Raw genomic sequence first — 18,743 nt, 5'->3', positions numbered from 1 at the left:
GCACCCGCGGAGGACGCCGTGTTCACCACCACCGATTCACCCGACCCGCGCGACGCGGACCCCGCCGATCCCGGGCGCGGCCGCCGCACGCCGACCGACACCCTGCCGATCCCCGGCGCGAAACTCGCCGCCGCCGGCAGCCCGGTACACCGGCCGCGCCACACCCCCACCGGAACCCCCGGCACCGCGACCGGCCCGACCGGAAAGACCACCCCGACCGGCCCGACCCGCCCGACCACCGCGATACCCGCATCCGCCCCGGCGCCGCGCACCCTCCTCGTGCCGGTCGCCACCACCGCCACCGGCACCGGCACGCTGCGCCTGTTCCGCGACCCGCTCGGGCGGCGCGTCGCCGTCGGGTTCACCTCGATCGCCCGGCTGCGCGGCGCCTGCGGGCCCGACCAGCAGTGGGTCCGGCTCGCCGAAACGTGCCTGCGGGAGACCCTCGCCGGCCTCGGCGTCGCCGCCGTCCTGCACGACCCGCGCCTCGTCGCCGCGTCCCCGACCCGAACCGCCGCGGAGCACCACCATGACTGACCTGCTCGCCCCCGCCGCCACCGCCCTCGGCGGCGACGTCTGGCCCACCCGCACCCTGCACCGCCCCGACGGCGCCACCACCGTCGCCGGCGCCGACCTCGCCGACCTGGCCGCGCGCTTCGGCACCCCGCTCTACATCCTCGACGAAGCCGAGTTCCGCGACCGCTGCCGCGCCTACCGCCGCGCCCTCCCACACGCCGACATCGCCTACGCCGCCAAAGCGTTCCTGTCCCGCGCCGTCGCCGGATGGGTCCGCGACGAAGGCCTGCACCTCGACGTGTGCTCCGCCGGCGAACTCGAACTCGCCGTCACCGCCGGCATCCCCGCCGACCGGCTGATCCTGCACGGCAACGCCAAACCCCCGGCCGAACTCGCCGCCGCGGTACGCCTCGGCGTCGGCCGCATCGTCCTCGACAACACCGGCGAAATCGCCCGCCTCGCCGCGCTCGTCCCCGCGCACGACCGGCAGCCGGTCCTGCTGCGCCTGGCCCCCGGCATCGAAGCCGGCGCGCACCGCGCGATACGCACCGGCGGCGACGACCAGAAATTCGGCCTGCCCGTCACCGGCGGCCAAGCCCTCGACGCGGTCTCCCGCGTCCTCGCCCAGCCCCGCCTCGAACTCCGCGGCCTGCACGTGCACCTCGGATCGCAGATCACCTCCGTGCGGCCGTTCACCGCGGCCGTCGCGCGCCTCGTCGACCTCATGGCGCACATCCGCGACCGGCACGGCGCCGTCCTGCCCGAACTCGACCTCGGCGGCGGCCACGGCATCGCCTGCCGCCCCGGCGAAATCCCGCTCGACGCCGCCGACTTCGCCGCCGACGTCACCCGGCACCTGGAACGCGAATGCGCCCGCCACCGGCTCCCGGTGCCGCACCTCACCGTCGAACCCGGACGCGCCCTCGTCGGACCCGCCGGAGTCGCGGTCTACCGCGTCCTCGTCGTCAAGCGGACCCCCGTACGCACCTTCGTCGCCGTCGACGGCGGCATGAGCGACAACCCGCGGCCCGCGCTGTACGGCGCCCGCCCGGCCCTGCGCCTCATCGGACGGCCCGCCTCCCGCACACTGCGCCCCGTCACCGTCGTCGGACGGTTCTGCGAAGCCGGCGACATCCTCGCCCCCGACGCGGAACTCCCCGACGACATCCGCCCCGGCGACCTCCTCGCCGCCCCCGCGGCAGGCGCCTACCAGATGTCGATGGCATCGACGTACAACATGGTCGGCAGGCCCCCTGTCGTCGCCGTTCGCGGCGGCGAGGCGCGCGTCCTGCTGCGCCGGGAAACCGTCGCCGACCTGCTGGCCCGGGACCTGGGGGAGGAGTAGCGCGACGCCGGAAGGCGGCCCGCCTCAGCCGGTCAGCGACGCGCGCAGGCGGGCGCCTTCCTCCTCCAAGTGGCGCAGCAGCTCGCGGACCGCGGGCGTGTGCGTGCGGTCCGCGAGGAGCGTGGTGCCGACCCGGCGGCGCACGTCCTCCAGCGGCACCGGCAACGGCACCAGCCGGTCGTCGCCGGTGACCACCAGCTCGGGCAGCGCGGCGATCATGTCGGTGGCGAGGAGCAGCGCACGGACCGTCAGAATCGACGTGCACTCGACCCGGTCGGCCGGAAGCGGCAGCCCGTGCCCGTCGAACACGGCCGCCAGCTCGCCGCGCAGCGTGGTCTGTTCGAGCGGGAGGATCCACGGATAGCCGACCGTGTCGGCGAGCGCCAGGTCGTGGTCGGCGTCGGCCAAGGGGTGGCCGCGGCGGGCGATCAGCCGGATCGGCTCGTGGTAGAGCGTGTGCGACCGGACCCGGCCCGCTTCCGGCGACGGACCGATGCGGCCCACCACGACATCCACTTCGCCCGCCAGCAGCTGCGGGTAGAGCACGTCGAACGTCGCCTCGCGCACCACCACGGTGATCCGCGGCCGCTCCCGCTTCAGCGAGGCGACCGCCCGCGGCAGCAGCACACTCGTCCCGGCGAGCAGCGTGCCGACGGTGACCGTCCCCGCCTGCCCCTCGCGCAGCTCCGCCAAGTGCTCGCCCGCACGCCGCACTTCGGCCAGCACCACCCGTGCGTGCTCGACCAGCGCGGTGCCGTACCGGGTCGGCGTCATGCCGCGCGGACCCCGGTCGAACAGCCGCGCGTCGACCAGGTCCTCCAGCTCGCGCAGGCTCCGCGTGGCGGCGGGCTGGGTCAGGTGCAGTGCCTCCGCGGCGCGCACGATGCTGCCGTGCTCCGCGATCGCGGTCAGCAGCGTGAGATGCCGGAACTTCAGCCGGCCGTCCACCAGATCACGGGAAGTCACGCACACCACCCACGAGTTGGCAGCGGAGCAACAGCCCGGCGCGGGCTTCGGGATATACCGGTCACGGCATGGATGCTAACCGGATCGGCATTGGTTCGGTATGGCACCACGACGCGATGATGCCGTGTGCCGGGACCGTCCGGCGGGGTGCCCGCCGACACTCCGCCGGACCCCGGCGCCCGGTCCGCGTCCCGAGCGGCCCGATCCGGCAGCCAGGGAGGACCCGTGGACCCGCACACCGCAGCACCGTCCGACCCCGCCGCCTGGGCACGGCGCGCCGCCGACCTCGACGCCGCCGACCCGCTCGCCGGACTCCGGTCGCGCTTCCTCCTGCCCGACGGCGTCGTCTACCTCGACGGCAACTCCCTCGGCGCCCTGCCCGCCGCGGTACCGGCCGCCCTCGAGGACGCCGTGCACCGCCAATGGGGCACCGACCTCATCCGCTCCTGGAACGCCAACGCCTGGTGGGACGCACCCCTCCGGATCGGCGACACCCTCGGCCGCCTCGTCGGCGCGAACCCCGGCCAGGTCGTGTGCGGCGACTCCACCAGCGTCCAGATCTTCAACGTCCTCACCGCCGCCGCCCGGCTGCGCCCCGGACGCGATCTGCTGCTCACCGACCCCGACCATTTCCCGACCGACCAGTACCTCGCCGCGTCGGTCGCCCGGCTCCTCGGGCTGACCGTGCGCAGTGTCCCGATCGCCGACCTGCCCGCCGCACTGGCGGCCGACGGCGACCGGGTCGCGGTGGCCGCCTACGCGCCGGTCGACTACCGCACCGGCGAACTGTCCGACATGGCCGCGCCGACCGCCGCCGTGCACGCCGCGGGCGCCGTGGTGTGCTGGGACCTGTGCCACGCCGCGGGCGCCATCCCCGTCGAACTCGACGCTATCGGGGCCGACTTCGCGGTCGGCTGCGGCTACAAATACCTGTCCGGCGGGCCCGGTGCGCCTGCCTTCGCCTACGTCGCCGCCCGGCACCACGACGCGTTCGACCACGCGGTCACCGGATGGCACGGCCACGCCGACCCGTTCGCGATGCACGGGATGTACACCCCCGCATCCGGCATCGCCCGGGCCCGCATCGGCACACCGCCGATGCTGTCCATGCTGGCGCTCGAAGCGGCACTCACCGCGTTCGACGGCGTCGACATGGCCGACGTGCGCGCCAAGTCCCTTTCCCTGACCGGGTTCTTCCTGGACTGCGCGGACGCCCTTCTGGCCGGGACGGGCTTCACCGCGGCGACCCCGCGCGAGCCCGCCCGGCGCGGCAGCCAGGTCGCGCTGCGGCACGCGGACGCCTATCCGCTCGTCCAGGCGCTCGCCGACCGCGGCATCATCGGCGACATGCGCGAGCCGGACATCCTGCGCTTCGGCTTCAACGCGCTGTACGTGACGCACGCGGACGCGTTCGCCGCGGTCGCCGCGCTGCGCGAGATCACCGCGGACGGCTCGTACACCGATGGCCGGTACGCGGTCCGCGCGGCCGTTACCTGAGCCCGAGCCCGAGCCCGAGCCCGAGCCCGAGCCCGAGCCCGAGCCCGCGCAGTACACCGCACCGCCCGTTCCGCGCTCCCCGTTCACCCATCCGTCCCCTGTCGGAAGGACCGTCCGCATGCGCGTCCCCCGCTTCCTCCCCGGTCTGCCGCGTTCCGGCAGATCCGGGGCGTTCGCCGCCGCGGCCGTCGCCGCCGCGACGACCGCCGCCCTGCTCGCCCCGAGCGGCGCGGCCCCGCGGCCGGCCGCCGCCGCCCCGGCGGGCAGTGTCACCGACCCGAACATTCCGCTGGTGTGCGAGAACCGGCGCCCCGAACCGGTCGACCCCGGCTCGTACGGCATGCAGCTCGACGGGTCGTTCCTGCACCCGGCGGCCACCCCCGTCGACGAGGAGAACCCGCACCCGTTCCCCGGCCGCCGCGACGACTACGACAGCCGCTCGTACAGCAAGAACGTCAAGGTCGAAGCGGCCTACGAAGGGGCCGACTTCACCCCGGACTTCTTCCACACGTGGCAGAACATCGTCGACTTCGACGGCCGCCGCTACATGTTCCAGTACGACCGCTCCGAAGGCCGCGTCTACGACATCACCGACGTCAAGAACGTCAAGGTCGTCGAACGCATGAGCCGCGACGACGTGGGCGGCGACGAGTCCAGGGCGAACGGCTCGTGGGCGGCCTACGACTACTGGGGCGCCACCACCATCCAGTGGAACGCCCGCCTCAACGCCTACGTCATGGTGATGTCCTTCGAGGACAAGCGCCAGATCTCCGAACTCGGCTCCGAACCGGGCACCGACAAGTTCGACAACCCGGCGGGCGTCGCCGCGGTCCGGGCAAAGCAGGGCCTGAAGGGCTTCAAGGTCTTCCGGCTCGACGGGCCGACCAAGAAGGACTGGAAGCTGCTGGCCGCCGTCAGCACCGACTCCACCCAGGCCGACCCGCTGAACAGCGACCTGAGCAAGCCCCAGCAGGGCTCCGGCTCCCTCGACGTGCCGTTCTGGGACGGCGGGAAGTACCTGTTCATCGGCGTCGCCCCCAACGACTCGTACGCCAACACCGAGTACCCGACCAACCTGCACTCGGCCGGCTACCAGTCCTGGGACATGTCCGACCCCGCCCACCCGCGCCTCCTCGACACCTGGCACCTCGAGGGCTAGGTCAAGGGCGAGGAAGCCGCGTACGCGAAGAACCCGCGCTGCGGCAACCGCACCAGCTGGATGGGCGCCCGCATGGCGCTGTTCATCCCCAAACCCGTCGAACAGGGCGGCCGCTTCGCGTTCGCCGCGCAAGGCGGCTTCGGCCTCACCGTCCTGGACATCTCCGACCCCGCGCACATGAAGCAGGTCTCCCACCTCGACCTGCCGCCGTCGGTGTCCGGCACCGAAGGCGACAACATCGACGTGTCGCAGTTCGACAAGACCGGCATGGTGTACGTCTCCGGCTACCCCCTCACCGAGGACTGCTACGAGCCGTACAAGCCGATCTACCAGATCGACGCCCGCGACCCCGCCAAGCCGCGCATCGTCGGCCAACTCCCGCGGCCGGCCCCGCCCAAGACGTCCGGCATGACCGACTACTGCCAGCGCCGCGGCAGCTTCGGCCCCAAGCGCACCGGCTACTACACCAACCCGGGCACGCACGACGCGGGCACGCTCGTCTACGGGTTCTACAACGCGGGCGCGCAGTTCTTCGACGTCAAGAACCCCGCAAAGCCGGAGATCGAGGCCTACTTCGTGCCCAAGGCCTACGGCACCGAGACCAAGGACTGGCCGACCGCCGACGGCTCGTTCCCGGACTGGGCGATGGGCAACCAGACGCACGGCGTCTACGTCGAATGGGACCGCAACATCGCGTGGGTGCTCACCAACCACGGCATCTACGCGATCTCGTCCCGCGACGTCCTCGGCAAACCGAACCTGGGGAAGCCTGACCGGCCCTTCCGCAACAGCCAGTTCACCTGACCGCCGAGCCGTGCCGGTCGCCGTCCCGAGGGGGGAGGGCGACCGGCACGTGCACGACGCGGGTCAGTCGAAGCGGATGTGCGTCAGCCCCGTCCACGCCCACTGCGCCCGCCGCCGCACCGGACCGCCGACCGCCGGGCCCAGCGGAAGACCCGCCGACGCGGCGATGCGTTCCGCCACCCGCGGCACCGGGATCCGGTCGGTCCACAGATGCTCGGCGAATTCCGGCGCGACCAACTGCTCCAGGCAGCGGTCGAGTTTGCGCACCGCGAACGACTCCCGGCGCAGCGCCTGCTCGGTGCCGCGCAGCCACCGCACCGCCTGCCCGACGCCGCGCTCGCTCAGCCGCCGCAGCACCGTCTCCCGCTCCGCGAGCAGGGTGAAGTGCCGCACGTCGTGGCCGCGTTCGCGCAACCGTCCGACGGTCTCCGCGAAGTAGTCCGGCTCCACCACCGTCATCGGCGCGATCACCGGCCCCGGATGCCCGGCGACCACCCGGTCGAGGACTTCGAACACGCCCTGCCGCCACGCCGGGAAGTCCTGGAAATCGCCGCGCAACTCCCGCGGCACCATGCGGTTGAGCCCGAACCCGACCGTCTCCGGGTCGCACACGATGCTGCCCGGCAGGCGCCGTTTGATCTCGAACGCGGTCTGCGTCTTGCCGCCCCCGAAGGGGCCGTTGATCCACACCAGCATGCCGACGAGCCTAGATGGCGCCTGGCCGGTCCTCGGGGACGTTGCCGGGCGCGCCCGGGGGCGGCCGCCGGCGATACCCGGCGGGATGGTGGACTTCGTCCATGACGATCGAGCTTCGGGGGAGCGCCCTTCCCGCCGTCCACCGCCTGCCCGCCGACGCGTCCGGCGACGCCGCGCCCGGCGCGCGGATCACCGCCGTGCTGGCGCACGGCACCGGGTTCCACGGCCGGGTGTGGGGCCCGGTCGCCCGGCGCCTGCCCGGCGTGGACTGCCACGCCACGGACCTGCGCGGGCACGGCGAGAGCCGGGTGCCCGACGGCTACGACTTCCCGTGGTCGGCCTTCGGCGCGGACCTGCTCGCCACCGTCGACGGCGTCGACCCCGCCGAACGCGGCCCCGTCGTCGGCATCGGCCACTCGTGCGGCGCCGCCTCGCTGGTCCTCGCGGAGGTCGCCCGCCCCGGCACGTTCGCGGCGCTGTGGCTCTACGAACCGGCCGCCTTCCCGCCGCCCCCGCCCGGCGTGGTGCCGACCAACCCGCTCGCCGCACTGGCGCGCCGCCGCCGCGCGACGTTCGCCGACCGTGCCGAAGCGGCGCGCAACTACGCGTCGAAGCCGCCGATGAACGCCTTCGACCCCGAGGCGCTCGCCGCGTTCGTCGACCACGGGTTCGACGACGTGGACGACCACGTGCGGCTCAAGTGCCTGCCCGCGAACGAAGCCCAGGTGTACGAGTCGGCGCTGGTCGCCGAGGTCTTCGCGGCGATGGCGCAGGTCCGCTGCCCTGTCGTGGTCGTCGAGGGCAACGAATCCAAGTCCGGCCGCTTCGCCGCCCTCGCCGCGCAGTTCCCCGACGGCCGCCTCGAAACCCACCCCGACCTCACCCACAACGGCCCGCTCACGCACCCGGACCGGATCGCCGCCTCGATCCTCCACTGGCTCGCGCCGCTCCGGTAGGCAGCCGCCGGGAATCCCGCAGGAGTCCGCCTGCGGTCCGCACGTGCCCGGCCGCGGCGGCCGATTTCCCCGGCCGTCCGGCCCGCCGCGCGAGAAAATGCACCATTTGCCACATATCTTTGGCGAATGTCGGAATCCATGGCAGGCCGCGGCGAACGCGACGAGCCCCAAGGCCCCGACGGTCCGGGACGGGAAAGCGACGCCACCTCCGGCGACTACACGGGCGCGGTCTACGGCTCCCTGCTCGCCGCCTCCGTCGTCGCCACCGCCGGATCGCTCGGCCCGGAGTTCTCCCGGGTGCGCCTCGCGCTGCTGCTGATCGTCACCGGCCTCGTCTTCTGGGCCGCGCACGTCTACGCGCGCCTCGCCGGCGAACGCCTCGCCCACGGGCCCGCGACCTGGCGCAAAATCGGCCGGGTCGCCCGCGCCGAATGGGGCCTGGTCGAAGCCGCGCTGCTGCCCGCCGCGGCGGTGCTCATCAGTCCGCTGTTCGGCCTCGGGCCGGTGGGGGCCGCGTGGCTGGCGCTGGGCATTGCGGTCGGCCAGCAGACCGCCTGGGCGGTCTGGGGCGCACTCCGCGCGGGCGCGTCGTGGCAGCTCGCCTCGGTGGAAGGCGTCGTCAACCTGGTCCTCGGCCTCGTGATCGTCGCGGCGAAGGCGGCCGTGGGCCACTGAACCGGGGCCTCGTGGCGGCGGATTCTAGGGTCGCGGCACGCAGAAACGTCACGGCAATGCGCGGGCCCGTGCGGGCGGGTGGCCGAGGCCACAGCGCCGATTCCGCCGGGCCCGTGGACTGGTGAATGCGTGTTCACCTAGGGTGGGTGAACACGCATTCACCTCCCGTCCGCGGCTCTCGCGGGCGACGCGCACCTCCGCATCACCCGCGCACCTCTCGCACCGCCTCGTACGGAGCCGCCGTGGACGACCAGACCCTGCACGCGCCCGCCGCCCCCGGCGCACCCGCCCCACCCGCCGCCGCGGCCCGCACCGCGGCGGCCGACCCGGGCGGCCTGCGGCAGCGGCTGATCGTGCCGGTGCTCGCGTTCGGCGGCATCCTCATGGCGCTCGCGCAGACCCTCGTGGTGCCACTGCTGCCCGACCTGCCGCGGCTCACCCACTCGTCCGCGACCGACGTCAGCTGGATGGTCACCGCGACCCTGGTGGCCGGCGCCGTGTGCACCCCGGTGCTCGGCCGCGCCGGCGACATGTACGGCAAACGCCCCATGCTGCTCGGCGCCCTGGTGGTGATGACCCTCGGCTCGGCCCTGTGCGCGAGCACGTCCGACATCCGCATCCTCATCGCCGCCCGCGCCCTCCAGGGCGCCGCTTCGGCGGTCATCCCGCTGTCCATCAGCATCCTGCGCGAACACCTGCCGCCGGACCGCATCGCGTCCGGCGCCGCGATCATGAGTTCGACCGTCGGCGTCGGCGCCGCGTTCGGCCTGCCCCTGGCCGGGCTCGTCGTGCAGCATGCCGACTGGCACGTGCTGTTCTGGGTCACCACCGCACTCGGCGCACTCGGCACCGCCGCCGCCTGGTGGGTCGTGCCCGGGTCGTCCGTCCGCTCGCCCGGCCGCTTCGACGTCGTCGGCGCCATCGGCCTGTCCGTCGGACTCGTCTGCGGCCTGCTCGCCGTGTCCAAAGGCGGCGACTGGGGGTGGACGAGCACCCGCACCCTCGGCCTCCTCGCCGCCGCGGCCGTCATCCTCGTCGTGTGGGGCTACCAGCAGACCCGCACCCGCGACCCCCTCGTCGACGTGCGCCTCGCCCGCACGCCGCGCGTCCTCATCCCGCACATCGCGGCCCTGCTCACCGGATTCGGCTTCTACGCCAACTCGCTGTCCACCGCGCAGCTCGTCCAGGCCCCGAAGGAGACCGGCTACGGCCTCGGCCTGTCCATCGTCGCGGGCGGCCTGTGCCTGCTGCCCGGCGGCGTATGCATGGTGCTCCTGTCGCCGGTGTCCGCCCGAATATCCGCCCGGCGCGGCCCCAAGCTCGCCCTCGCCCTCGGGACCGGGTGCATGGCCGTCGGCTACCTCGTCCGCATGACCACCAGCCACGACCTGTGGACGATCATCGTCGGCGCGACCGTCGTCTCCTCCGGCACGGCCCTCGCCTACTCCGCGCTCCCGACCCTCATCATGCAGGCCGTCCCCGCCGAGCAGACCGCCGCCGCCAACGGCCTCAACGTGCTCATGCGCACCGTCGGCCAAGCGCTCTGCAGCACCGTGGTGGCGGTCCTCCTCACCCAGTTCACGATGAACATCGGCGGCCACGCGCTGCCGACCCTGCACGCGTACATCCTCGTCTTCGGGGTCGCCGGGCTCCTCGCCACCGCGGCCTGCGCCACCGCGTGCATGATCCCCACCGCCAAGCAGCACCAGCCGGCCAAGGCGGTCGACGCCGCGCGCGTCTGACGGGCAAACCCCGTCCGCGCCGCGGCGCGGACGGGGGAGTACCGGACTGCCCGGCCGCACCCGGAAGAATGGGAACGTGACCAGCACCGACGCCGAATCCCGCCCGCGCCGCGACGCGGAAGCGACCCGGGCCGCGATCCTGCTCGCCGCCCGCCGCGCGTTCGCCCGTCGCCCCTACACCGAGATCACCGTCAAGGCGATCGCCGAAGCCGCCGGCGTCAGCTCGCCGCTGGTCATCAAGTACTTCGGCAGCAAAGAACAGCTCTTCGCCCGCATCGCCTCGTTCGAAGACGGCATCGACGACTTCCTGGACGCGCCCCCCGACCGGCTCGGCCGGCACATGACCCTGTTCATCCTTGAAGGCCACGCGCACCGGCACAGCGACCCGATCCTGCGCATCGCGTTCTCCCTCGTGCAGGGCGAACAGGCCGACAAGCTGCGGGCGAACTTCAAATCCCGGGTCGTCCGCCGCCTCGCCGACCGCCTCACCGGCCCCGACGCCCTGCTGCGCGCCGAACTGGCCATCGCCCACCTGGTCGGGCTCGGCGTGGTCCTCGGCGTCGTGCAGGCCGAAGCCGCCCGCGCGGAAGACGTGGCCCGGGTCGCCGACTGGTACGCGCCGGGCGTGCAGGCCCTCCTGACCGGCGACGCACCCCCGCGCGAAACCCGGGCCTGACCCCGGGGAACGCGGACTGCTTCGGCGGCCTTCCGGGTGATTCCGAGGATCACCCGGTTGATTCACTCGGCGTGACGGGCACGCGTCCCTCTGGTTCCCGCCCCGCCCGAGAGGAAGCCGAGCATGCCTGCAAAGGCCCGGCCCCGGCGCTCGTCCACCATCCCCACCCACTCCGGCACCGTGCTCCTCGCCTTTGCCCTTGCCCTCGCCCTCGCGGTGCCGCTCGGGGAGGCAATCGCCCAGCCCGCGCACGACGACGGCCGCATCGCCGCCGCCGGATACGTCGCCGGCACGACCCCGCGACGCGATGTCGTTCCCCCGGGCGGCGCCGACCCCGCCGCGCCCGAACCGAGCACCGACCCCACGCCCACGCCCGCGCCGACAGGCCCCGACCGCCCGGCGGCCGTGCGCGTCCCGACGAGCGGCAGCGGACCCGCCGCGCAGTTGGTGGGACTGGCGGCGGTGCTCCTCATCGTCGGCGGCCTGCTGGTGCAGCTGACCCGCAAGCGTCCCCGACCGCCCTGCCCGGAGTCGTAGGGCGGGGACGGGGAGGGGCGGCGGCGTTCAGCTCGCGGCGCGCGCCTCGGCGAGCGCACGCATCAGGTGTGCGCACTCGTGCCGGCACTGCTCCAATTCCTGGGCGCAGTGCGTGTCCGCTTCCGCGCGGGCCTCCTGGCACACCTGTTCGACGAACGCGCGTGCGGAGCGCTCGTCGATACCCGCCAACTCGACCAGCCGGGCCGTCTGCGTCGCAATCAGTGATTCGCTCATGTTTCCAGGACACACCCGCACGACGCAGCTCACACGTCGGGAGCACACGCCGCGGCCGTCCCGCGCCCCGCCTTCGGCCGGCCGGACGGCCTCTCGGCCGGACGAGTGGCGTCGTGCTGCGCCGAACGGGGCGTTCTCGTGCCCGCCCGGCCCAGCCTCCGCCGTCCGGCGCCCCGGCAGCGGCCAGACTCCACCGGTACGGCGGGCGCGCCGTGGCACAGGCGGCAAGGAGACTCCCCGCGCATGGAGGCGGCCATGAATGTGGCGCTGGCCCACGAAACACTGTCCCGCTGGCAGTTCGGCGTCACGACCGTCTACCACTTCCTGTTCGTGCCGCTCACCATCAGCCTGTCCGCGATCACCGCGGGCCTGCAGACCGCGTGGGTGCGCACCGGGAAAGACAAGTACTTCCACGGCACGAAATTCTGGGGAAAGCTCTTCCTCATCAACATCGCCATGGGCGTGGTCACCGGGATCGTCCAGGAATTCCAGTTCGGCATGAACTGGTCGGACTACTCGCGGTTCGTCGGCGACGTCTTCGGGGCGCCGCTCGCCATGGAAGCGCTCGTGGCGTTCTTCCTTGAATCGACGTTCATCGGCCTGTGGATCTTCGGCTGGGACCGACTGCCGAAGAAGCTCCACTGCGCGTGCATCTGGCTCGTCGCCATCGGCACCGCGCTGTCGGCGTACTTCATCCTCGCCGCCAACTCGTGGATGCAGCACCCCGTCGGCTACACCGTCGACCCGGCCACCGGGCGGGCCCGGCTCACCGACATCTGGCGGGTGCTCAGCCAGAACACCACCATCGCGCAGGTCTTCCACACGCTCAGTGCCGCCTACCTGACCGGCGCGGCGTTCGTCGTCGGCATCGCGTCGATCCACCTGTGGCGGGCCAAGCGGGCCCGGAACCGGGGCGTCGAGCCCGACGAGCGGCAGCGCCGCACCACCGCGGTGATGCGCACGTCGCTGCGGGTGGCGCTGTTCGTCGGCGCGGCCGGCGGGCTGCTCGTCGCGATCAGCGGCGACACGCTCGGCAAGGTCATGTTCGAGCAGCAGCCGATGAAGATGGCCGCCGCGGAAGCCCTCTGGGACACCCAGGAACCGGCGCCGTTCTCGGTGTTCGCGGTCGGCAACGTCAACCAGGGCCGCAACGACGTCGAGCTGGAGATCCCCGGCCTGCTGTCGTTCCTCGCCGAGGGCAACTTCCACGATGCGGTGCCCGGCATCAACGACGTCGCCGCGCAGGAAGCCGAGACGTACGGCGGCGATCCGAAGCACTACATCCCGAACATCTTCGTCGCCTACTGGGGCTTCCGCCTCATGATCGGCTTCGGGATGACCTCGTTCGTCGCCGCGCTCATCGGCCTGTGGACGACCCGGCGGAAATGGTGGGTCGCCGAGGACAAGCGCACCGGCGAGGACGAAGTCCCGCGCCTCATGCTCACCAGGAACCGCGAATTCAGCCCGTGGTTCACCAAGTGGTCGTGGCGGCTGGGCATCTGGACGCTGGGATTCCCCCTGGTCGCGAATTCGTTCGGCTGGATCTTCACCGAAATGGGACGCCAGCCCTGGGTCGTCTTCGGCGTCCTGCAAACCGCCAACGGGGTGTCGCCGGGCGTTTCGCAAGGCGAAGTCATCACGTCGCTCAGCCTGTTCACGGCCGTCTACGGAATCCTCGCGATCGTCGAGGTGAGACTCCTCGCCAAATACGCGAACGCGGGGCCGCCCGTCGACGAGGAACCGCCGCGCAAGGACCCCACGCTGCGGCCGCGAGACGGCGAAGACGCGGACCAGCCGATGGCGTTCGCCTACTGACGACGGGAAGGGCTGCGGCTCGTGGAGCTGTACAACCTCTGGTTCCTCATCATCGCCGTGCTGTGGATCGGCTACTTCTTCCTCGAAGGATTCGACTTCGGCATCGGCATCCTCACCCGCGTCCTCGCCCGCGACGACGTCGAGCGCCGCGTCCTCATCAACACCATCGGCCCCGTCTGGGACGGCAACGAAGTGTGGGTCCTCACCGCGGGCGGCGCCACGTTCGCGGCCTTCCCGGACTGGTACGCGACCTTGTTCAGCGGCTTCTACCTGCCGCTCCTCGCCATCCTCGCCTGCCTGATCATCCGCGGCGTCGCCTTCGAATACCGGGCGAAGCGCAGCGGCGTGCGCTGGCAGCGCAGGTGGGAACTGGCGATCTTCTGGACGTCGCTGCTCGCGTCGTTCCTGTGGGGTGTCGCGTTCGCGAACATCGTGCGCGGCGTGCCGATCGGGCCGGACAAGAACTTCACGGGCGACCTGGCGGACCTGCTGAACCCGTACGCGATCCTCGGCGGCGTGGTGACGCTCTGCCTGTTCACCTTCCACGGAGCGACGTTCGCGGCGCTCAAGACGGCCGGCGACATCCGGGTGCGTGCCAACCGCCTCGCCGCGGTGCTGGCGCTGGTCACGGCGCTGCCCGCGCTCGCGTTCCTGATCTGGACGCAGAAGGACAGCGGCGACGGGTGGAGCCTCGCGGCGGTCGTCGTCGCGGTGGTGGCGCTGGTCGCGTCGCTGGGGGCGAACCGGCTGGGGCGTGAGGGCTGGACGTTCGTGCTGTCCGGGCTGACCATCGTGGCCGCGGTCGCGGCGCTGTTCCTGGCGCTGTTCCCGGACGTCATGCCGTCCAGCACGAACCCGGCGTGGAGCCTGACGGCGAAGAACGCGTCGTCGAGCCCGTACACGCTGAAGATCATGACATGGGTCGCGGTCTTCGCGACACCCGTGGTGATCGGCTACCAGTCGTGGACGTACTGGGTCTTCCGGAAGCGCATCGGGACCCGGCACATCCCGGCCTCCTAGCGGAACGGCGCGGGTTCCCGCGCATGCACCCGGCGCTCCGCGGCGCCGGGGGACTGGCAACCGGGCCACCGGTCTGATAGTGGTGGACTCAGTCAAGCATGTGGAGGAACGGTGCGCGGTCTCGGTGGAAAAGTCGCGGTGGTGACCGGCGGTGCCCGGGGCATCGGGGCGGCGACGGCAGTACGGCTCGCGGAAGAGAACGTCGCGGTCGCCATCGGCGACCTGCACGGCGAGGAAGCCGAAGCGCTCGCCGGCAAGATACGCGCCGACGGCGGCAAAGCCGTCGCGCTGCGGATGAACATCCGCGACGAGGACTCCGTCGACGCGCTCATCGCCGCCGCCGTGGACGCCTTCGGCGGACTCGACCTGCTGGTCAACAACGCCGGCGGCTCGCTCGGCCACGACCGCAACGTCGCCGAGAACGACGACCGCCTCTGGTCCTCGACCTGGGACCTCAACCTCATGGGCACCGTCCGCGTCACCCGCGCCGCGCTCCCGCACCTGCGCGCCCGCGGCGGCGGCGCCATCGTCAACATCGCCTCCGGATCCGGCACCCTCGCCACCCCCGGACTGGCCGCCTACGGCACCTCCAAGGCCGCCGTCATCCAGCTCACCCGCAACGTCGTCGCGGCCTACAGCCACGAAGGCATCCGCTGCAACGCGATCTGCCCCGGCATGATCATCACCCCCGGGGCCAGCAGCGCCATGCCCGCGGACGTCATCGCCCGCATCGCCGACCGCATCCCGATGGGCCGCACCGGCACACCCGAGGACATCGCCGGGCTCGTCACCTACCTGCTGTCCGCGGACGCGGCCTACGTCAACGGCCAGGTCATCCACTGCGACGGCGGCGCGCGCGACGTCGGGCCGTCGGGGCCGGCGCGCGGTACGACCGCCTGAACCCGCACCACCCGGAGCAGCCCCGAGCGCCGTCCGGCGCCTTCGAGGACCTCTGAGCACCACCGAGCACAAGCGAGTACCTGAGCACAACTGGGCACAACCGAGTATCTGAGCGCCACCGAGCACAACCGAGTATCTGAGCACCACCGAGCACTTGGCACCACCCCCACCGGAACGAAGGATTGCCCGTGGTCCTGCTGGTCGACGTCCGCGACAAGGTCGCCACCGTCACACTCAACCGCCCCGAGGCGCGCAACGCCCTGTCGCCCGAGCTGGCCGCCGCCATACCCCAGGCGATCGCCGAACTCGACGCCCGCGAGGACGTCTCCGCGATCGTCCTCACCGGCGCCGACCCGGCCTTCTGCGCCGGCTTCGACCTCAAGCGCCTGGCCGCCACCGGCACCTCCCGCGCCGAAGGCACCGAGCCGACCACCCCCGCCTACTGGGGCCCGTTCCCGCCGCACAGCACCCCCGTCATCGGCGCGATCAACGGCCCCGCGGTCACCGGCGGCTTCGAACTCGCCCTCGGCTGCGACTTCCTCATCGCCTCCGAACGCGCCCGCTTCGCCGACACGCACGCCCGCGTCGGCCTCATGCCCGGCTGGGGCCTCACCATCCGCCTGCCCCAGCTCATCGGGCCCGCCCGCGCCCTGCAGATGAGCGTCACCGGAGAATTCGTGGACGGGCAACGCGCTTTCGCGTGGGGCTTGGTCAACGAGGTCGTGCCGCACGCGGAACTCCTGCCGCGCGCCCACGCCATCGCCGCGCAGATCGCCGAAATCCCGTCCGCGTACATCGCCGAAGTCCGCGACATGTACCGGGAAATGGCCCTCCTTGACGGTGACGCCGCCTGGGCGCGCGAGCACACCCGCGCCCGCAATTGGATCGACCAGCGCTTCGACCGCGCCCGGCTCGCCGGCGTCCGCCAGGACATCGTCGACCGCGGCCGCACCTTCATCGCCGGCGAGGACAAGGACGCGGAGGCGGCCCGATGAAGGTCTACACGGGCATGGACCCGCGGATCTCCCTGCGCGACGTGGGCGCTCACGCGCGCCGCGCCGAAGCCGCCGGATACGACGGCCTGCAGGTCTCGGAGACCATCCACGACGGGTTCGCGCTGGCGCTGCTGGCGCTGGAGCACACCGAGCGGATCACCGTCCGGACGTCGGTCGCGCTGGCGTTCGCCCGGTCGCCGATGCTGACCGCGTACACGGCGTGGGACCTCGCCCGGTTCTCCGGGGGGCGCTTCCACCTGGGACTCGGCACGCAGATCAAGCAGAACATCGAAGACCGGTACGGCATGCCGTGGTCGGAGCCCGCGGCCCGGATGCGCGAGTACGTCGGTGCCGTGCGGGCGGCCTTCGCGACGTTCCGGACCGGGGAGCGGCCGGCGTTCGAAGGCGAGCACTACCGGATCACGCGGATGCAGCCGTACTTCAACCCGGGGCCGGATGCGGAGACGCCCGAGCCGTCGGTGTTCCTCGGCGGTGTGAACCGTCGCATGTGCGCGTTGGCGGGGGAGGTCGCGGACGGCTTCGTCACGCACCCGACCAACTCGTCGCCGCGGTACCTCGAGGAGATCTGCCTTCCCGGGCTGGCCGAGGGGCGTGGCCGGCGGGAAGGCGGCGCCGGGGCGTTGGAGCTGGTCGCGGGGACGCAGGTCATTGCGGGGGCTACCCGGGAGGCCCTGGACAAGGAACGCGAGCGTCAGCGGCGGCTGTTCGCTTTCCTGTACTCGACTCCCGCGTACCGGCGGACCTTGGAGCTGTACGGCTGGGGCGAGATGCAGGACCAGCTTGCCCGGATGGTGCGGCAGGACCGGTGGGACGACCTGCACGCCGTGGTGACCGACGAGGTCCTGGACGCGCTGGTGCCGATGGCGCTGTACGAGGACCTTCCCGAGCTGATCCTCGGACGGTGGGGGAGCCTGGCCGACGGGGTGACGGTGCCGCTGCCTGCCGATCCGGCCCATGACGGGCGGGTGGCCGAGGTGGTGAAGGCACTGCAGGAGGCGTGAGGTTCCCTCTCCGGACGTGCCCGGACTCCCGGGCACGTCCAGGGGGCGCGCGGCTGCCGGGCCGGCCTGTCGCGAGGGCCGGATAGGGTCGCGCCCATGCTTTCCCCCGAGACCCTGGCCGCCGCGATCGACGACGACGGGGACGCGATCGACGACATCGCCACGCTTGCCGCGACGCACCCGCACGAAGTCGCCCCGCACCTTCCGCGGCTGCTCGACGCCGGTGTCCTCTGGCCGCCGCAGATCTACCGGCCGCTCGACGAGGATGCGCAGCGGGCACTGGTGGCGCGGATCGATGCCGGCACGGATCCGATGGCGGCCCAGTATCTGGACGTACTTGCGTTCGCGCGCGGGGCGGATGCCGAACGCGCCTTCCGTCGCTGGCGGGACGAGCCCCCGGCCGGCTGCGCCGCGGCCGCCGTCGAGCAGAGCACGATCGACGCGGGGTGGCTGGTCACCGGCGACGGCATTCGCGAACTGCAGGCCGCCGTCGCGTACACGCTGGTGCCGGGCGACGGGGCCGCTCCCGTGGACCGACGCGCACTGCCCGTGGTGTGCGGCGCCGTTGTGGGTGGCCCTCGACGTCGACACGGGGGCGGACGGCCGGGTCGCGGCGGCCTTGGCGCACACCGGCTGGTCGGGGCGGCTGCGGGTGACCCCGTGTCTGGTGTGCTCGTGCGTCGGGCCGAGCTTCTTCCGGGTGGTCTCCGACGGCGGCGCGGCGTGGTCGCCGCACACGCGGAAACCCGACTGGTACACCCCCGGGCCGCCGGAACGCCCCAACGCCGTGCCGTTGACCGTCGGCCCGGCGCGGGCGACGGCCCACGGCGCGAACGCGTGGGGCGAGGGCGGCTCGACGCTGGGCGGTTCGCCGGACTGGATCCAGGACCCGCACGACATGCGCTGCCCGGAGTGCGGTGCACCGATGTCGTACGTCGGCCTCGTCGGGGGAGCGGACCTGGGGGAGTACGGCGAAGGCGCCTGGTACGTCTTCCTCCACGCGCCGTGCGGGCTGGCCGCCGTCGAGTACCAGCAGTCGTGAGTGCGTGACGGCCGCGGCCGCCCGCGGCGGGCACGCCAGCGGCCCCCGCGGCCCGGGGGCGGGCCCGGGGCGGGGCGACGACCCGGGGCCCCCCCCGGGGGGGGGGGTGGGGGGGGGAGCGGGACACGGGGGGGTAGAATGGCAGT

19 protein-coding genes are annotated in these 18,743 nt (G+C 72.8%); 16 read left to right on the top strand and 3 right to left on the bottom strand.

The genetic code is table 11. The annotated features are described in order from the left end of the window. Window positions 1-18 precede the first annotated feature (18 nt). Together ACPA54_RS06675 and lysA are read left to right on the top strand one after the other, a co-directional pair. Window positions 19-537 (top strand): SAV_915 family protein, encoded by a 519-nt coding sequence (locus ACPA54_RS06675; RefSeq protein WP_423527730.1) that lies wholly within the window; start codon window positions 19-21, stop codon window positions 535-537. Then, window positions 530-1,861: a diaminopimelate decarboxylase gene (lysA, locus tag ACPA54_RS06670; RefSeq protein WP_423527729.1), complete on the top strand. Its 1,332-nt coding sequence runs from the start codon at window positions 530-532 to the stop codon at window positions 1,859-1,861. Before ACPA54_RS06675 ends, lysA begins: the two co-directional genes overlap by 8 nt. A gap of 24 nt (window positions 1,862-1,885) precedes the next feature. Here lysA and ACPA54_RS06665 read toward each other — a convergent pair whose 3' ends face one another. Beyond that, entirely contained in the window at window positions 1,886-2,827 is a 942-nt protein-coding gene (locus ACPA54_RS06665) for a LysR substrate-binding domain-containing protein (protein ID WP_423527728.1), read from the bottom strand. Between the two features lie 225 nt (window positions 2,828-3,052). Here ACPA54_RS06665 and kynU point away from each other — a divergent pair, with 225 nt between their 5' ends. The 3 genes from kynU (at window position 3,053) to ACPA54_RS06650 (ending at window position 6,287) form a co-directional block, all read left to right on the top strand. Then, the gene (gene kynU, locus ACPA54_RS06660; protein ID WP_423527727.1) at window positions 3,053-4,324 is read left to right on the top strand and encodes a kynureninase; all 1,272 of its coding nucleotides are present in this window, start codon (window positions 3,053-3,055) and stop codon (window positions 4,322-4,324) included. Between the two features lie 118 nt (window positions 4,325-4,442). Continuing rightward, on the top strand, window positions 4,443-5,483 hold the full coding sequence (locus ACPA54_RS06655; RefSeq protein WP_423527726.1) for a hypothetical protein: 1,041 nt from the start codon (window positions 4,443-4,445) through the stop codon (window positions 5,481-5,483). A gap of 72 nt (window positions 5,484-5,555) precedes the next feature. After that, complete coding sequence (locus tag ACPA54_RS06650; RefSeq protein WP_423527725.1) at window positions 5,556-6,287, top strand: LVIVD repeat-containing protein; 732 nt, start codon at window positions 5,556-5,558, stop codon at window positions 6,285-6,287. Between the two features lie 63 nt (window positions 6,288-6,350). On the opposite strand, the gene ACPA54_RS06645 is transcribed toward ACPA54_RS06650, so the two are convergent. Continuing rightward, window positions 6,351-6,983, bottom strand: a complete 633-nt coding sequence (locus ACPA54_RS06645) for an AAA family ATPase (protein ID WP_423527724.1) — start codon at window positions 6,981-6,983, stop codon at window positions 6,351-6,353. Window positions 6,984-7,084: 101 nt separating this feature from the next. Here ACPA54_RS06645 and ACPA54_RS06640 point away from each other — a divergent pair, with 101 nt between their 5' ends. From ACPA54_RS06640 to ACPA54_RS06620, 5 genes are all read left to right on the top strand, one after another. Beyond that, complete coding sequence (locus ACPA54_RS06640) at window positions 7,085-7,939, top strand: alpha/beta fold hydrolase (protein WP_423527723.1); 855 nt, start codon at window positions 7,085-7,087, stop codon at window positions 7,937-7,939. A gap of 126 nt (window positions 7,940-8,065) precedes the next feature. Then, complete coding sequence (locus ACPA54_RS06635) at window positions 8,066-8,614, top strand: hypothetical protein (RefSeq protein WP_423527722.1); 549 nt, start codon at window positions 8,066-8,068, stop codon at window positions 8,612-8,614. Window positions 8,615-8,856: 242 nt separating this feature from the next. Further along, window positions 8,857-10,356, top strand: coding sequence for an MFS transporter (locus ACPA54_RS06630; protein ID WP_423527721.1), 1,500 nt, complete (start codon window positions 8,857-8,859; stop codon window positions 10,354-10,356). Window positions 10,357-10,432: 76 nt separating this feature from the next. Beyond that, entirely contained in the window at window positions 10,433-11,032 is a 600-nt protein-coding gene (locus ACPA54_RS06625; protein WP_423527720.1) for a TetR/AcrR family transcriptional regulator, read from the top strand. A gap of 123 nt (window positions 11,033-11,155) precedes the next feature. After that, on the top strand, window positions 11,156-11,569 hold the full coding sequence (locus tag ACPA54_RS06620) for a hypothetical protein (protein ID WP_423527719.1): 414 nt from the start codon (window positions 11,156-11,158) through the stop codon (window positions 11,567-11,569). 27 nt (window positions 11,570-11,596) lie between these two features. Here ACPA54_RS06620 and ACPA54_RS06615 read toward each other — a convergent pair whose 3' ends face one another. Beyond that, a complete protein-coding gene (locus ACPA54_RS06615; protein WP_345676309.1) occupies window positions 11,597-11,803 on the bottom strand; it encodes a hypothetical protein in 207 nt (68 codons plus the stop codon). A gap of 255 nt (window positions 11,804-12,058) precedes the next feature. On the opposite strand from ACPA54_RS06615, the gene ACPA54_RS06610 reads away from it, so the two are divergent. From ACPA54_RS06610 to ACPA54_RS06585, 6 genes are all read left to right on the top strand, one after another. Beyond that, entirely contained in the window at window positions 12,059-13,618 is a 1,560-nt protein-coding gene (locus ACPA54_RS06610; protein WP_423527718.1) for a cytochrome ubiquinol oxidase subunit I, read from the top strand. A gap of 21 nt (window positions 13,619-13,639) precedes the next feature. Beyond that, entirely contained in the window at window positions 13,640-14,638 is a 999-nt protein-coding gene (cydB, locus tag ACPA54_RS06605; protein ID WP_423527717.1) for a cytochrome d ubiquinol oxidase subunit II, read from the top strand. Window positions 14,639-14,749: 111 nt separating this feature from the next. Next, a complete protein-coding gene (locus tag ACPA54_RS06600; protein WP_423527716.1) occupies window positions 14,750-15,538 on the top strand; it encodes an SDR family NAD(P)-dependent oxidoreductase in 789 nt (262 codons plus the stop codon). Between the two features lie 188 nt (window positions 15,539-15,726). Continuing rightward, window positions 15,727-16,533, top strand: a complete 807-nt coding sequence (locus tag ACPA54_RS06595; protein ID WP_423527715.1) for an enoyl-CoA hydratase — start codon at window positions 15,727-15,729, stop codon at window positions 16,531-16,533. Further along, window positions 16,530-17,555, top strand: coding sequence for a TIGR03617 family F420-dependent LLM class oxidoreductase (locus ACPA54_RS06590; RefSeq protein ID WP_423527714.1), 1,026 nt, complete (start codon window positions 16,530-16,532; stop codon window positions 17,553-17,555). Before ACPA54_RS06595 ends, ACPA54_RS06590 begins: the two co-directional genes overlap by 4 nt. 571 nt (window positions 17,556-18,126) lie before the next feature. Continuing rightward, complete coding sequence (locus ACPA54_RS06585; RefSeq protein ID WP_423527713.1) at window positions 18,127-18,597, top strand: hypothetical protein; 471 nt, start codon at window positions 18,127-18,129, stop codon at window positions 18,595-18,597. The last annotated feature ends 146 nt before the right edge of the window (window positions 18,598-18,743 follow it).

Source organism: Uniformispora flossi (genome assembly GCF_049534875.1).
In the GTDB taxonomy this organism is placed as follows: domain Bacteria; phylum Actinomycetota; class Actinomycetes; order Streptomycetales; family Streptomycetaceae; genus Yinghuangia; species Yinghuangia aomiensis.
Note: the sequence above shows the minus strand (reverse complement) of the source record. Positions and strands in the feature narration are given on the sequence as shown.

Coding starts and splice junctions, on each gene's coding strand:
- ACPA54_RS06615 (WP_345676309.1), bottom strand. CDS start 11,803: ATGAGCGAATCACTGATTGCGACGCAGACGGCCCGGCTGGTCGAGTTG.
- ACPA54_RS06640 (WP_423527723.1), top strand. CDS start 7,085: ATGACGATCGAGCTTCGGGGGAGCGCCCTTCCCGCCGTCCACCGCCTG.
- ACPA54_RS06645 (WP_423527724.1), bottom strand. CDS start 6,983: ATGCTGGTGTGGATCAACGGCCCCTTCGGGGGCGGCAAGACGCAGACC.
- lysA (WP_423527729.1), top strand. CDS start 530: ATGACTGACCTGCTCGCCCCCGCCGCCACCGCCCTCGGCGGCGACGTC.
- ACPA54_RS06590 (WP_423527714.1), top strand. CDS start 16,530: ATGAAGGTCTACACGGGCATGGACCCGCGGATCTCCCTGCGCGACGTG.
- ACPA54_RS06655 (WP_423527726.1), top strand. CDS start 4,443: ATGCGCGTCCCCCGCTTCCTCCCCGGTCTGCCGCGTTCCGGCAGATCC.
- ACPA54_RS06650 (WP_423527725.1), top strand. CDS start 5,556: ATGGCGCTGTTCATCCCCAAACCCGTCGAACAGGGCGGCCGCTTCGCG.
- ACPA54_RS06610 (WP_423527718.1), top strand. CDS start 12,059: ATGAATGTGGCGCTGGCCCACGAAACACTGTCCCGCTGGCAGTTCGGC.
- ACPA54_RS06620 (WP_423527719.1), top strand. CDS start 11,156: ATGCCTGCAAAGGCCCGGCCCCGGCGCTCGTCCACCATCCCCACCCAC.
- ACPA54_RS06635 (WP_423527722.1), top strand. CDS start 8,066: ATGTCGGAATCCATGGCAGGCCGCGGCGAACGCGACGAGCCCCAAGGC.